Raw genomic sequence first — 13,243 nt, 5'->3', positions numbered from 1 at the left:
ATGGTAGTTTATTTTTATGGCTATAAAAGTTTGCTGTGACTAAATAATCACCTACCTCAAAAGCTCAGAAGATGGGAACACCTGAAAGCTGCGGTTACCGGATAACACAACGCCTTTTTTTCGCTCCCTTCCTTGCCTCAGTTCCCTACTTTGCTCCAGCCTTGATAAGGGCTAGCGCACACTCGGTATTGCCCATCGCGATTGCGATGGACAGTGAGGTGATGCCATCCGAAATCCGAGGGATGTTGAGATTCGCCCCGGCTTTAATCAGGAGCTTCACGCAATTGATGTTATTTTGTTGAGCAGCCATGAACAGTGCGGTGAGCCCATCCTCAGTTTGTGCGTTGAGATCCGCCTCGGCATTGATCAGGAGTTCCAAGCAGTCGGTATTGCCTTTCACAGCAGCGGCCAACAGTGGGGTGGAGCCATCCCAAGTCCGAGGGATGTTGATATCCGCCCCGGCGTTGATCAGGAGTTTTACGCAGTCGGTGTTATTTTCTTGTGCAGCCGCGAAGAGTGGTGTGGTGTCAGTCTTGGTTCGGGCGTTGAGATCCGCCCCGGCGCTGAGATCCGCCCCGGCGTTGAGATCCGCCCCGGCGTTGATCAGAAGTTTCACGCAGTCGGTATTGCCTCTCATAGCAGCGGCGAACAGTGGAGTGGCGCCATCCGAAGTCCGGGGGATGTCGAGATCCGCCCCGGCGTTGATCAGTATTTTTACGCAGTCGGTAAAGCCATTCATAGCAGCCAGGAACAGCGAGGTGGTGCCATCCCCATGCCAGGCAGTGTTGACGTTTGCCCCGGAATTGATCAGGCGTTCTGCGACTTCAGCGTGCCTCCAGCGGGATGCCAACATCAAGGCAGTGAGACCATTAGTCATAACAGCATTAACATTAACGCCTTCTGCCACTGACCTCTCCACCTGACCCAGATCCCCGATAGAACAGGCAAGATAAAACCTCTGATCGGGGAAAAATGTATCCGGGTGAGATTCATTGGTGTTCTGATTCACCACAGGCATCGGGTCTTGCCGACACATCGCGCACTGTCGCGAGCCGATGGGCTGTCCAACAAAAGACTTCGAAATACAGTCCAGATCGAAGAGTTGGCCACAACATTGGGTTTTGACGACCACGGGCGCCGCACTTCGGCCATGGAAGTGAGCCAGACAAATAGGACAGTGATCAGCCTTCACTGTCCACAGGGAGAGGGTAGCGAGCAATGCAACACTTAATAAGTAGAGCATCTGTGTTGGCCAATAAGTGGTCCGGGTTAGGTACAAAGGAAGTATGGTAGTTCATATCTATGGCAATTAAAGTTTTTAGTGACTAAATAGTCACCAATTTCAAAAACTCAGAAGATGGGAACACCTGAAGGCCGTGCTTACTGGATAACACAACGTTTTTTTCCGTTCTCGCATGCCAGCATCAAAGCAGTGATACCATTATTCACAATGGCATCGACATTAATTTTTTCTGCCGATGATTGCTTCACCTGATCCAAATACCCCGCAAAACAGGCTTAAAAAGCGCTCGATCAAGAAAAAAATCATCCGCATAAGATATACCACTGACCTCATTCACCACAGGCGCTGCATCATAGCTCTCGACCATGAAAATCAACCGAGCAAACTGAAGGGAACATGAACAATAGTTGACATTTACTGTAAGCGAACGTAACTTTCAAACGACTGTTTGAAACTGTTGCTATACTTTTGCAATCTGTTTCATGAATAAATATAAGACAACCCAGAGGTACCGTTATGCCAGACTATAAGGCCCCCCTGCGCGATATCCGGTTCGTTCGTGACGAGCTCCTGGGATATCAGGAACATTACGCCAGTCTCCCCGGCGGAGAAGAAGCTAGCCCTGATATGGTAGACGCCATCCTTGAAGAAGGTGCCAAGTTCTGTGAACAGGTTCTGGCCCCTTTGAATCAGGTCGGTGATGAGCAAGGCTGCACCTGGTCCGAGGACGGTGTAAAAACACCAGACGGTTTTAAAGAGGCTTACCTGCAATACGTTGAAGGCGGCTGGCCTTCACTGTCCAGTGATCCAGAATACGGTGGCCAGGGTCTGCCTTACTCTCTGGGTCTGGTTCTCAGCGAACTGATGGGAGAAGCCAACTGGGCCTGGGGCATGTATCCCGGACTCAGTCATGGTGCCATGAATACTTTGGAAGCCCATGGTACTGAAGAACAGAAGCAAGCTTACCTGACCAAGCTGGTATCCGGTGAATGGACAGGTACCATGTGTCTGACCGAGCCTCACTGCGGTTCTGACTTGGGTATGCTGCGAACCAAAGCCGAGCCTGCCGCTGATGGTACTTATAAAATTTCAGGTACCAAGATCTTTATTTCTGCCGGTGAACACGACATGGCAGACAATATTGTCCACATCGTTCTGGCGCGTCTGCCGGGTGCTCCAAAAGGTACCAAAGGAATCTCGCTGTTTATCGTTCCCAAATATCTGCCTGGCAAGCACGGTGAGAGCAATGGCGTAAGTTGTGGTTCCATCGAGCACAAGATGGGGATTCACGGTAACGCCACCTGTGTCATGAACTTTGACGAAGCAACCGGCTTCCTGATTGGTCCGGAAAACCGTGGTCTGCACTGCATGTTCACCTTCATGAATACTGCCCGCCTGGGTACGGGTATTCAGGGCCTGTCCCACGGTGAAATCGCCTTTCAGGGTGCTCTGCGCTACGCCCGCGAACGTCTGCAAATGCGCTCCCTGAGCGGTGCCAAGAACACTGAAGGTCCGGCTGACCCAATTATTGTGCACCCTGACGTACGTCGGATGCTGCTGACCATCAAATCCTTAACCGAAGGCAATCGTGCCCTTCTTTACTACACAGCCAAGAAAGCAGATCTGCTGCACAGTCCTGATGAAGCAGTGCGTGAACAGGCTGATAAGGAACTGGGCTTCCTGACACCTATCGTCAAGGCTTTCCTGACCGAAACCGGTTTTGAGTCCGCCAACCACGCACTTCAGTGCTACGGTGGCCACGGTTATATCAGTGAATGGGGTATGGAGCAGAACGTTCGTGACTGCCGTATCTCCATGCTGTACGAAGGAACTACCGGTATCCAGGCACTGGACCTGCTGGGAAGAAAAATCTTCCAGAGCGGTGGTGAAACCATGAAGCCATTTACCAAGGAAATTCACAAGTTCTGTAAAGCTCACGCTGAAAACGAAGACCTGAAAGCCTTTGTTGAGCCACTGGCTGCCTTGAACAAGGAGTGGGGCGATCTCACCATGCAGCTGGGCCTGAAGGCGATGGAAAATCCTGATGAAGTGGGTGCGGCTTCCGTCGACTTCCTGATGTATTCCGGTTATGCGACTCTGGCTTATATGTGGGCTGATATGGCTCGCCTGGCCAAGGAGAAGCTGGCTGAAGGTACAACTGAAGAAGGCTTCTACAAAGCCAAGATTCAGACTGCACGTTTCTACTTTGAACGTATCCTGCCAAGAACACAGGCTCACAAATCTGCCATGTTGTCAGGCACAGCGAATCTGCTGGATATGGCTGAGGAAGATTTCGGTGAACTCTAATCCCGGATAAGAGTTTTCTGACAGGGGGTTGCTTCGGCAGCCCCTTTTTTTATGTCTGAACACTAGGAGCCTGACCGAGAATAGCGCCCGTCTAGGCGACCCCGTAGCGAGGACGGCAGAAAATTGAGGATGAAAATTCGGTTTTGTGAGGAGAATAGCGAGCTATTTGACGAACAAAAGCGGATTTACAGACCAATTTGCTGCCGCCGCACGACTGCATGGATGCAGGAGCTAGAGCAACGCAGGAGCAGTTGCCGTGTAGGGCAGTCTATTCTCGGTCTAACGGGATGGTCCGCCCCTCCTAAACGGCTTCAAATGAGCCAAAATGGAGTTAACCATTTAAACAGGATTAACCGGAGCGAACCACCCATGACTATTTCAGCACTTGGTATCGATATTGGCAAGAACAACTTTCACCTAGCATTGAAGGCAGCCGTTGGTGATGCGACGTATTTTAAATCTGGTCGACACCTTGCCGCATGGTTGGGATTAGTTCCAAGACAGCATTCCACAGGCGGTAAGTCAGTCCTGCTGGGCATCAGTAAACGGGGTGATAAATACCTGCGCACATTATTGATACACGGCGCACGTTCGGTACTCCACTGCCTCAAAAATAAGGATGACCGCTGTAAAAAATGGGTTAGCCAACTTAATGAGCGCAGCAATCACAACGTTGCCGCCGTTGGTCTGGCTAATAAAATGGCTCGGATTGTCTGGGTCATCATGACCCGAAATGAAGTTTACAAGGCTGCATAATGAGGTAAAGGCGGCAGCGGCAAAGTAAAGCATAAGCTTAATCAAAGGGGAACCCCCCCGCAGATTGCGATGAGCATGTACAGTTGATGGCAAACAGGTAAAAACCGGCAACCTGAAACCTGATAGGAGTCTTGGCCCTTGAGGCCGTCGGACTGATAAGGCCAGGTTGCGCGGATACCCATCAGGGCCAGAGGGTTAGACCTCATGAATAGGCCGTATATATGATTGCAGTTATCTTTGTTTGCTAATTAACAAAACAGGCTCTTGCAAAACGGGGCGGACCATATAAGGCTCCTAGGAAGTTTCATCGAGAATAACAAAACTGAGGAGGGTAACGGGAAGAGCGATTAGCATCACAATGTGTATAACCGGATTAATCAGCATTAACAGTCCGGCTGCGATCCAGATGTTTTTGACAATCTTTTTCTTGGCTCGATAAGAGCCAGTCAAGGTTCGACGATAAAAGTGACGGTTATCGGGCAGCTGATCCTGCATCCAGTCTGGCTGCCATGTGATTTTCAGCATCATGCTGATCAGGGTTATAAGATACCGCATAAACATTCCTTTGAAATATGCGCAGTTATTTAATAAAAATGCAGTCTGGTGATTTTTCCAGACACTGTTTTGAGTCTAATGTTTTTTGCCTAACCTCCAACGCTGGTCTATAAAAAACACGGCATTGGTCCTTTTTCAAAGTCCGTGGAGATATAAGTACCTAACCGGAGCTGTATTAGGCGAGGCGATGAGCAAGCAGAAAACACTAATAAATCCCTTATCGGGCTTTTTTAAGCAATCCATTAATTCTTTCTTACAGATATTTCTTCTTTTGATACCCTGCGGCTTGAAAGTGCAAGCGGCTGAAAATAATGAAATGAACTACGAGCTTCGGGCTCATCAGGGGCATTTGCAATGGTTAGAGCCGACAGACATTCTATTGGCTGTTGACACAGACCTTAAAAACTTGCAGATCAGGGATGAGGGCTCGCATGGGAAAGAAGAACTCGTTTCAGTCACTGCAGACACTTCTTTGCCTTATGACAGTTTTAACAAGGAGACAGATTGGGTCGATCAAATTTGGGGTCGTCCTTCCAGAGATCATCTCTACCTGGGCATGTGGACCTTTCATCTTGAGGGTGGTGATGATCAGGAAAGCAACAATAAGCTGATCGCTTTCTCCTATAAAGGCTATTACGGCGCAACTCTCATTAATACCCACTGTGACAGAGTCTGGTCTGGAGGTGTGCAGCGAACTCTGTACCAACAAAAATATGGAGCCTTTGATATAGAGGCAGGGTATCGCGCAGGGATTGTCTATGGATATAAGGAATATCTAAGCCGTGTCTTCCCTCTGGTTCAGGCCGTACTCGACATCGACTATAAGGGGTTTGGTGTTGAGTTATCCTATGCGGCGGTGGTTTTCTCTGCGGGTTTTTATTACCGTTTCTAATGCCCTGAACGTTTGCCACCCTTATCAAAAAATACCACAAATTGGAGATGTCGTTTTTTTGTAGTTAAAAATTCAAACGTTAGTTTAAAACATTCCTTTTAGCCCCTGTTCCTCTGGGGTAAAATGACCGGACACTGATTAAAAACATTAAAATTTCAGGAGTGTCCCCCATGGCAGACTATCAGGCACCTCTCCGTGATATGCGCTTTGTAATGTACGAAGTGTTCAACACCGACAAGCGATGGAGTCAGTGGCCTGCTACCCAGGAAGTGGTTGATCGTGAAACGGCTGATGCTTTCCTGGAAGAAGGTGCCAAACTGGCTGCGAGAACAGTGGCTCCTCTCAACCGGGAAGGTGATGAGGAAGGTTGCCACTGGAGTGAAGAAGGCGTTACCACTCCGAAAGGCTATAAAGAAGCCTATCGGTTGTTTTCAGAAGCTGGTTTGACAGGCATCGCCGGCAATCCCGAGTATGGTGGTATCGGGATGCCAAAAGCACTGAGTGCACAATTTGATGAAATGTTCAGCAGTGCCAGCCTGGCCTTTATCCTCTACCCGAGCCTGACATCCGGTTCTGCGCTGGCGATTGATGCCCACGCCAGCGAAGAGCTTAAGTCCCTTTATCTTCCCAGACTCTATTCCGGCGAATGGACGGGAGCTATGTGCCTGACTGAGTCACACAGTGGAACAGACCTGGGTATAATCAGAACCCGGGCGGAAGATAATGGTGACGGTTCCTACAACATTACCGGCACCAAGATTTTCATTACTGCCGGTGAGCATGATCTGACAGAAAACATCATTTATCTGGTTCTGGCCAAATTGCCCGATGCACCTGCCGGACCCAAAGGTATTTCCATGTTCCTGGTACCCAAGGTAAATGTGAATGAAGATGGGACTCTGGCAGATAGAAACCAGGTTCACTGTGGTTCTCTGGAACACAAAATGGGGATCAAGGGTTCAGCCACCTGTGTCATGAACTTTGATGGCGCCAAAGGTTACCTGGTGGGAGATCTTAACAAGGGTCTTAACGCTATGTTCACCATGATGAACTATGAGCGACTCTTTGTGGGTATTCAGGGACTGGGCACCAGTGAAATGTCTTATCAGTCAGCCCTCGAATATGCTCTGGACAGAGTTCAGGGCCGGGCAGCTACCGGTCCGCAACAGCCCGAAAAGGCTGCCGATCCGATCATTGTGCATGGCGATGTTCGAAGAATGCTGCTTAACATGAAAGCTCTGAACGAGGGTGGGCGAGCTTTTTCAACCTATGTCGCGAATCTGCTGGATACAGCCAAGTTCAGCCCGGATGAAACAGAAAGAAACCAGGCTTCAGATCAGGTGGGCCTGTTGACCCCCGTTGTGAAAGCGTTCCTGACCGATATGGGCCTTGAAAGCTGTGTTTCCGGTCAGCAGGTATTTGGTGGTCATGGTTACATCCGTGAGTGGGGCCAGGAGCAACTGGTCAGGGATGTTCGTATTGCCCAGATTTATGAAGGTACCAATGGCATTCAGGCACTGGATCTGCTGGGTCGCAAGATCGCTATGAATGGTGGTGCCTCATTCAAACAATTTGCCGCTAATATCAGGAGCTTTATTGCTGAGGGACAAAGCGATGAGTTCACTGCTCCTCTGGAAACAGCTCTGGTCAAACTTGAGACCCTGACAGATGATCTGCTGAGTCAGGCTGCCAATGATCCGAATGTGATTAACTCCAGCTGTAATGATTATCTGCATGCATTCTCGTACGTTGCTTACGCCTGGATGTGGGCGATGATGGCAAGAGAAGCTCAAGTCAAGTTGTCAGCAGGCACTCAGGAAGATGATTTTTATCGGGCAAAGATTATTACTGCCCGATACTTTTACCAGCGTTTATTGCCCAGAATGGAAGGTTTACTTGTTTCTGCGGCTTCTGGAACAGAAGCGCTTTATGAATTGTCGGCTGAGCAATTTTGATAGCGAATAATTCCCTTATTTAACCAATAAATAAAGCCTTTCTTCACTCGGGTGTTGAAAGGCTTTTTCATATTAATTCAAGTTTGTAAATCAATTGAAAGACCCATAACGCTATTCTTTATTTCAGCTGATTTTGCATTCTTGGGTAATTGTCTATGATTAAAGTACTGGGCCATTAATCTACATGGAATGTAGATGCAGGGACGCAAAATAATGAGCAGGATGCTCACACGGAGTCAGCCCGGAATTCATTAACCTCGCATTGCGAGGTTTTTTTCTTTGGTGCGCCGAGTATGGCGCGTAGCGCCAACTGGCAGTCGATTCCGGAAAAATTGACTATGGCTCAGAGTGATTTAAGTGCCTCAGTGGTTTTAATCAAAGCCTCTTCGAGTTCAGGGATTAAGTGAATGGCATCGGATAGCTTATTATCTTTACCCATTTTTTCGATTTCCAGTGCAATACCAGCCAACAAGGATGCACCAAAGTTATTACTACTGGATTTTAAGGTGTGAGCCGCTCGAATCATAATCTGTAAGTCTGCTTCTTTTGAAGCATTTTGAATGTCTTTCAACAGTGATGGGGCGTCTTCAAGATAGCTTTCAACAAGGGTGTCAAATTCCTCTTCCATGATGTCTTTCAGGGTATTCAGGGTGGCCATATCCAGAATCGGGTCTTGATCTTCTGTTTCAAGGCTGTCTTCTGGCTCAAGGCTATCTTCTCGCTCAAGGCTGTCTTCTGTTTCTATCTTTTTGGAAACAGGTTTAATATCTGATTCGAAATCATTGTCATCAAGATCATTAATCAGCCATTGGCTCAGTTTCTCTTTGAGGGTATCGGTCTTAATGGGCTTGCTCAGATAATCGTCCATGCCGGATGCCAGACATTTCTCTCTGTCTCCCTGCATAGCATTGGCCGTCATGGCAATAATGGGAGTGCGTGGCAGGTTATGAAGACTTTCTCGCTTTCTTATCAGACCGGTGGCTTCATAGCCGCTCATTTCCGGCATCTGGCAGTCCATGAGTATCAGATCATATGCCTGATTATGGCTCATACTGACTGCTTCATTGCCATCTGCTGCAATGTCAGTTTGATTTAATCCAATTTTTTTAAGCATACTGACAGCGACTTTCTGGTTAACCTGGTTGTCCTCAACCAGAAGAATTCGGATGTGATGACTGAAGGCATTATCCTCGACAGTCACTTCTGTGTAGTCTTCCGGAGCATGACTGATATTTTCAGGCTCGAGTGTCTGAGAGTCAGATACATTCAGATCCAGAACAAATGAGAACGTGGAGCCTAGGTTCAAGGCACTGGATACTTCGACGTCACTGCCCATCAGCTCCAATAACTGTCTGGATATAGTGAGCCCCAGACCTGTTCCACCAAACTTGCGGGTGGTGCTTCCGTCAGCCTGGGTAAAGGCTGAGAACAGATTGGTCAGTACATCGGGTGCGATACCAATACCGGTGTCTTTTACTGAAAATTCCACTTTGACCCGGTTTTCCCTGGCTTCCAACATATTCAGTCGGACAATCACCTCACCTTCTTCAGTAAACTTGACAGCATTACCCACAAGGTTGGTGAGAACCTGTCTCAGTCGTACCGGATCTCCCTGCAAAATAGCAGGTAGATCTACATCGGTATAACAGCTTAACTCCAGACCTTTTTCTCTGGCTTCTCCTGCCAGAAGGGCACAGATATCCTCAGCGATCTCTGCAGGGTTCATGTTAATGGATTCAATATCCATCTTTCCTGCTTCAATTTTGGAAAAGTCGAGGATGTTGTTAATGATCAGCAGCAACACATCTGCGGAGTTATAGGCAGTCTCCAGAAAGTCCTGCTGTGCTGGATTAAGGTGTGTATCTTTTAACAACTCCAGCATACCCAGAACGCCATTCATAGGCGTGCGGATTTCATGACTCATATTGGCGAGAAAAGCGCTTTTAGCCTTGGCTGCTTCAAGGGCTGCTTCCTTGGCTTCATGCAGTTCAGAAATATTATCTTTAAGTTCACGGTTGGCACTGTGTAACTCTCTGGTTCTTTCGGCAACAGAAGCTTCGAGATTTTCGCGATGTTGTTGCAGTCTCTTGTCCCGTTCTTTTATCTGCATCAGCATTTCGTTGAAGCAGTCGTACAGCTGACCAATCTCATCGTTATCAAATTTTTGAACCTGATGATCATACTGCTCGTTTTTGGTCATCTGGGAGATGGTGTTGGCTAGCTCAGTAATGGGTTTAGCCAGTAATCTCTGCAGTTTTGAGGCAAGCATCGAGGTCAGAATGATAGAGATCAGGGCGGCTAACAAGGCTAAAAAAAGATTTTCAGTCAGTTCTATATACAGAGGTGACAGATCACCCTGAATGTAGATAGCGCCAATCAATTGTTGATCGAGAACAATGGGGCGGTACAAGTGCAGACGGGTACTGGTGAAAAGAGTAACCGGACGTTCAGGCTCTTTTATTGAGAAGGCCCAGGGACTTTGATTGGAACGATGATAGGCAGCAATCTCTTCACCGTCAGCATTTAAAAGAAAAGCGGACTGAACATGGGGAGCGCTGCCAAAACCGTTTAACAGTTTTTTGGCAGAGTTTTCATCCTTAAAAACCAGAGCGGCATGAGCATTGGAACCTACCACTTCTGCCAGAGTTTCTATATGGTCAACCAGAGAGGCCCGGGACTTGATCAGATCGCTGATACTTTGAATGGACAAAGTTACCAGAAGAACCGCATACGCCGTGATGAGCATGGCATAACGCAGTTTTCGCTTGATAGGCAGATTTCTGAACGTCACCATGACTGATTGTTTGACTGAAAAAGGTTTTCATCCCGAATGGGATGAAAACGAGTGATTAATTTTTTTCGTTTGGCTTTTTTACTCAATGACTTTGGCCAGACTTTTTAGTTGAGAGCTGATCTTCAGACCCGATTTATCCACAGAGGATTTGTTGATGGTGAAGTTGATCTTCTTTCCCTTCCGAGCCAAACCAATTAATCCACCCTGCTCGGCAAATGAACGACCGTCACTGATGGTTAGAATAGGCTTGCCATTAAGACTACGGGTCATTTTTGAAGAGGAAGCCTGGTCAATGCTGTGGATATACAGAATATCGCACAGCTTATCCACAGGCGCATTCAAATCTTTTCGGGTAACAGAAAGGCGTCTGCCCATACTGTTTTTGCGGTTGATTTTGACCAACTCACTATTAATCGAACCTTCTCCAATAATACAGAGAGTGAGGCTTTGTTTTTTCTTTGGCCAGCTTACGAATTTGGTGATTTTATAAACAATGGCTGTTTTGACCCTGTCTTCTGGTGTGCCAGCTTTGACTGCAGTGCTAAAGAACATCCCCGACAAACTGGCCGTTATCAACAGCAGTCTTATGTTTGATTTGATCATGTTGATTGGCATCGGCATGAAGTTATCCTCCTTCATCCGATTAAAATTGCCAGCGAATCTGGGCGTACCATGATTCCCGGGTTTCTGTTGGTGCCATACCACTTAGTGGTTCGTAGAACTCCCGGTGGTGATTCCTGAAGAGATTCTGTCCCACAATTGAGAACTCAAGACCATCCCCAAACTTTTTCGCGACTCGCATATCCAGCGATGTGTTGGCGCCGATATTGGCATTCTTCAAGTTGTCCATGTAGCGGACCCAGAAATCAAAATACCACTGATTAGGCAGGTTCATCGTGGATCGAATGTTTGCTGTGTGGGAGGCGCTCAGATCTTCGACAATTACTTCATTGACTCTCAGGATGCTGGTTCTTTCCTTATTTGGCCATGCATCGACCTGGAGCCAGCTGTAATTAAACTGAAGTTTCCACCAGTCTTTTGCCTGCCAGTCCGCTACAACTTCCATTCCGTAGGTTCTTACATCAAGTCCATTGATGAGAGTGGCCGGGATTTCGAAGAAGCCGAGGGAAGGATCAGTGTTGGAGCACAGGTTTTGCAGTGAAAGGAGTGGAAAGGTAGAGCTACCGTTGGGGCACTGATTAATATCAACATAGGCAATGATATCTTCGTACTGATTGTAAAACGCAGTAATATCGAGACGAAAGCTATTACTAAATTGTTCACGGTAACCTACTTCCAGAGCGGTCAGTTTTTCTGACTTCAGGTCTGGATTACCTTTGATCGGAATCACGTATTTAACAGGACTGGTATCATCAATCGTAATACCGTCAGTCTGTAATGCGGTCTCACTGATGGAGGGGGTTTTTACCGCCTGAGACAGAGCCGTCCAGAAAGTCCTGTTTTCAGTGGGCTTCCAGGTTAACCGAGCGTTAGGCTGAACCTCATAGCCTGTGAAACTGTTGTGCTCGAAACGTGAGCTGAGGGTGAAGGTCCACTGGTCATTGAGCGTGATGTCATCCTGGATAAAGGCACTGAATAACTCTGTTTTTTTCGAGTCTTTGCCTTCAAGCAGAAACATATAGGGGGTGTTTTCTACCTCGTACCAGGTGGTTCTGTAGCCGAGTCCCCAGACCAGATCGTGCTTGCCCCAGAACTGATAGTAGTGCTGAAACTCAAAATCAACCGTGTCACGTTTTTCAGCAATCCGGTAATCAAAGTTCTGGTAGTTATCGTAGATCGCTCTGAAGGAGAAATCATGAGTTTCACTCAGAGTTCTTTTCCAATAAGCGCCCAGATTTCCACCACGTTGATCCCGACTGAGCCCCTCAACAATAAATCCGTTAGTCAGTTGAGGGAAGAGTGCCTGAGATTGGTCTAACAGGCGCAGGGGAGGTCGGGTGGTTCCCTCGTAAAGGTCGCCCTGAATCGTCATCTCTGAGTCAGAGGTTGTTTTCCACTCTGATTTGAAACCGGCTCTGCGCATATTCCAGTCGTCAGACGTATCTTTACCTTCAGCGTCGACCTGGCCATCCCGTTCGAAGGCTTTCGCATAAACGCGGTAGAAACCGGTTTCCCCAAATTCGCCACCATGACGATAGGCTCCGAAGGCTTTTTCCTGAGTGCCTGCGCCGGCTGAAATCAGGTTGCCCTGAGTGTCCGCTGCTTTTTTGGTAATGACGTTAATGACACCGTTGACGGCATTGGCTCCCCAGAGAGCTGCACCGGGTCCCCGGATAACCTCGATCCGGTCGATGTCTTCCATCATAGTGTCCTGAACATCCCAGTTCACTCCAGAAAACAGCGGCGAGTAAACGGTTCTGCCATCAATCAGAACCAGCAGTTTGTTGGCGAAGATGTAGTTAAATCCGCGGGTACTGATTGACCAGGTATTGGCGTTCAGTTTTGCCACCTGCATGCCCGGCACCATTCTCAGGGCTTCTGGAATGGAAGTGACGCCGCTGCGACGAAGGTCTTCATTGGTGATGACATAGATAGCGGCAGCGGAATCCATCAGACGCTGCTTTTTTCGGGATACCGACGTGACATCTGGAATCTCCATGGAAATCAGCTCTTCAAGGCTGAGTTCAAAAAGATCCTCGTCTTCCTGTGATTCGGCGATAGCCTGACTGCCTGCGAAAATACATGAGGCCAGCAGTGTGGGTAGAAATTTAGTGTTCAAG

8 protein-coding genes and 1 pseudogene are annotated in these 13,243 nt (G+C 47.9%); 4 read left to right on the top strand and 5 right to left on the bottom strand.

Annotated features, from left to right (window positions below; genetic code table 11):
- Nucleotides 1-145: 145 nt before the first annotated feature.
- Entirely contained in the window at nucleotides 146-1,243 is a 1,098-nt protein-coding gene (locus ACO6VG_RS03370; RefSeq protein ID WP_422472722.1) for an ankyrin repeat domain-containing protein, read from the bottom strand.
- A gap of 516 nt (nucleotides 1,244-1,759) precedes the next feature.
- Here ACO6VG_RS03370 and ACO6VG_RS03365 point away from each other — a divergent pair.
- Both ACO6VG_RS03365 and ACO6VG_RS03360 read left to right on the top strand, forming a co-directional pair.
- The gene (locus tag ACO6VG_RS03365) at nucleotides 1,760-3,550 is read left to right on the top strand and encodes an acyl-CoA dehydrogenase C-terminal domain-containing protein (RefSeq protein WP_422139081.1); all 1,791 of its coding nucleotides are present in this window, start codon (nucleotides 1,760-1,762) and stop codon (nucleotides 3,548-3,550) included.
- Nucleotides 3,551-3,970: 420 nt separating this feature from the next.
- Nucleotides 3,971-4,306, top strand: a pseudogene (locus tag ACO6VG_RS03360) (transposase); the annotation flags it as partial.
- Nucleotides 4,307-4,600: 294 nt separating this feature from the next.
- On the opposite strand, the gene ACO6VG_RS03355 reads toward ACO6VG_RS03360, so the two are convergent.
- Entirely contained in the window at nucleotides 4,601-4,861 is a 261-nt protein-coding gene (locus ACO6VG_RS03355) for a hypothetical protein (RefSeq protein ID WP_422139080.1), read from the bottom strand.
- 316 nt (nucleotides 4,862-5,177) lie between these two features.
- Between ACO6VG_RS03355 and ACO6VG_RS03350 the strand changes: the two genes are divergently transcribed.
- Complete coding sequence (locus ACO6VG_RS03350) at nucleotides 5,178-5,753, top strand: hypothetical protein (RefSeq protein ID WP_422135574.1); 576 nt, start codon at nucleotides 5,178-5,180, stop codon at nucleotides 5,751-5,753.
- A 170-nt stretch (nucleotides 5,754-5,923) separates the two neighbouring features.
- Nucleotides 5,924-7,708: an acyl-CoA dehydrogenase C-terminal domain-containing protein gene (locus ACO6VG_RS03345; RefSeq protein ID WP_422139079.1), complete on the top strand. Its 1,785-nt coding sequence runs from the start codon at nucleotides 5,924-5,926 to the stop codon at nucleotides 7,706-7,708.
- A gap of 343 nt (nucleotides 7,709-8,051) precedes the next feature.
- Here ACO6VG_RS03345 and ACO6VG_RS03340 read toward each other — a convergent pair whose 3' ends face one another.
- From ACO6VG_RS03340 to ACO6VG_RS03330, 3 genes are all read right to left on the bottom strand, one after another.
- The gene (locus tag ACO6VG_RS03340) at nucleotides 8,052-10,502 is read right to left on the bottom strand and encodes an ATP-binding protein (RefSeq protein ID WP_422472720.1); all 2,451 of its coding nucleotides are present in this window, start codon (nucleotides 10,500-10,502) and stop codon (nucleotides 8,052-8,054) included.
- Between the two features lie 78 nt (nucleotides 10,503-10,580).
- Entirely contained in the window at nucleotides 10,581-11,123 is a 543-nt protein-coding gene (locus ACO6VG_RS03335; protein ID WP_422135571.1) for a YfiR family protein, read from the bottom strand.
- A gap of 22 nt (nucleotides 11,124-11,145) precedes the next feature.
- Nucleotides 11,146-13,242 carry a TonB-dependent receptor plug domain-containing protein gene (locus ACO6VG_RS03330; RefSeq protein WP_422472717.1) on the bottom strand — a complete coding sequence of 699 codons (2,097 nt, stop codon included), beginning with the start codon at nucleotides 13,240-13,242 and terminating at the stop codon, nucleotides 11,146-11,148.
- Nucleotide 13,243 lies beyond the last annotated feature (1 nt).

Source organism: Endozoicomonas sp. ALB032 (assembly GCF_049310125.1).
Lineage (GTDB): Bacteria > Pseudomonadota > Gammaproteobacteria > Pseudomonadales > Endozoicomonadaceae > Endozoicomonas_A.
Note: the sequence above shows the minus strand (reverse complement) of the source record. Positions and strands in the feature narration are given on the sequence as shown.

Coding starts and splice junctions, on each gene's coding strand:
- ACO6VG_RS03365 (WP_422139081.1), top strand. CDS start 1,760: ATGCCAGACTATAAGGCCCCCCTGCGCGATATCCGGTTCGTTCGTGAC.
- ACO6VG_RS03345 (WP_422139079.1), top strand. CDS start 5,924: ATGGCAGACTATCAGGCACCTCTCCGTGATATGCGCTTTGTAATGTAC.
- ACO6VG_RS03340 (WP_422472720.1), bottom strand. CDS start 10,502: ATGGTGACGTTCAGAAATCTGCCTATCAAGCGAAAACTGCGTTATGCC.
- ACO6VG_RS03350 (WP_422135574.1), top strand. CDS start 5,178: ATGAACTACGAGCTTCGGGCTCATCAGGGGCATTTGCAATGGTTAGAG.
- ACO6VG_RS03335 (WP_422135571.1), bottom strand. CDS start 11,123: ATGCCGATGCCAATCAACATGATCAAATCAAACATAAGACTGCTGTTG.
- ACO6VG_RS03370 (WP_422472722.1), bottom strand. CDS start 1,243: ATGCTCTACTTATTAAGTGTTGCATTGCTCGCTACCCTCTCCCTGTGG.
- ACO6VG_RS03355 (WP_422139080.1), bottom strand. CDS start 4,861: ATGCGGTATCTTATAACCCTGATCAGCATGATGCTGAAAATCACATGG.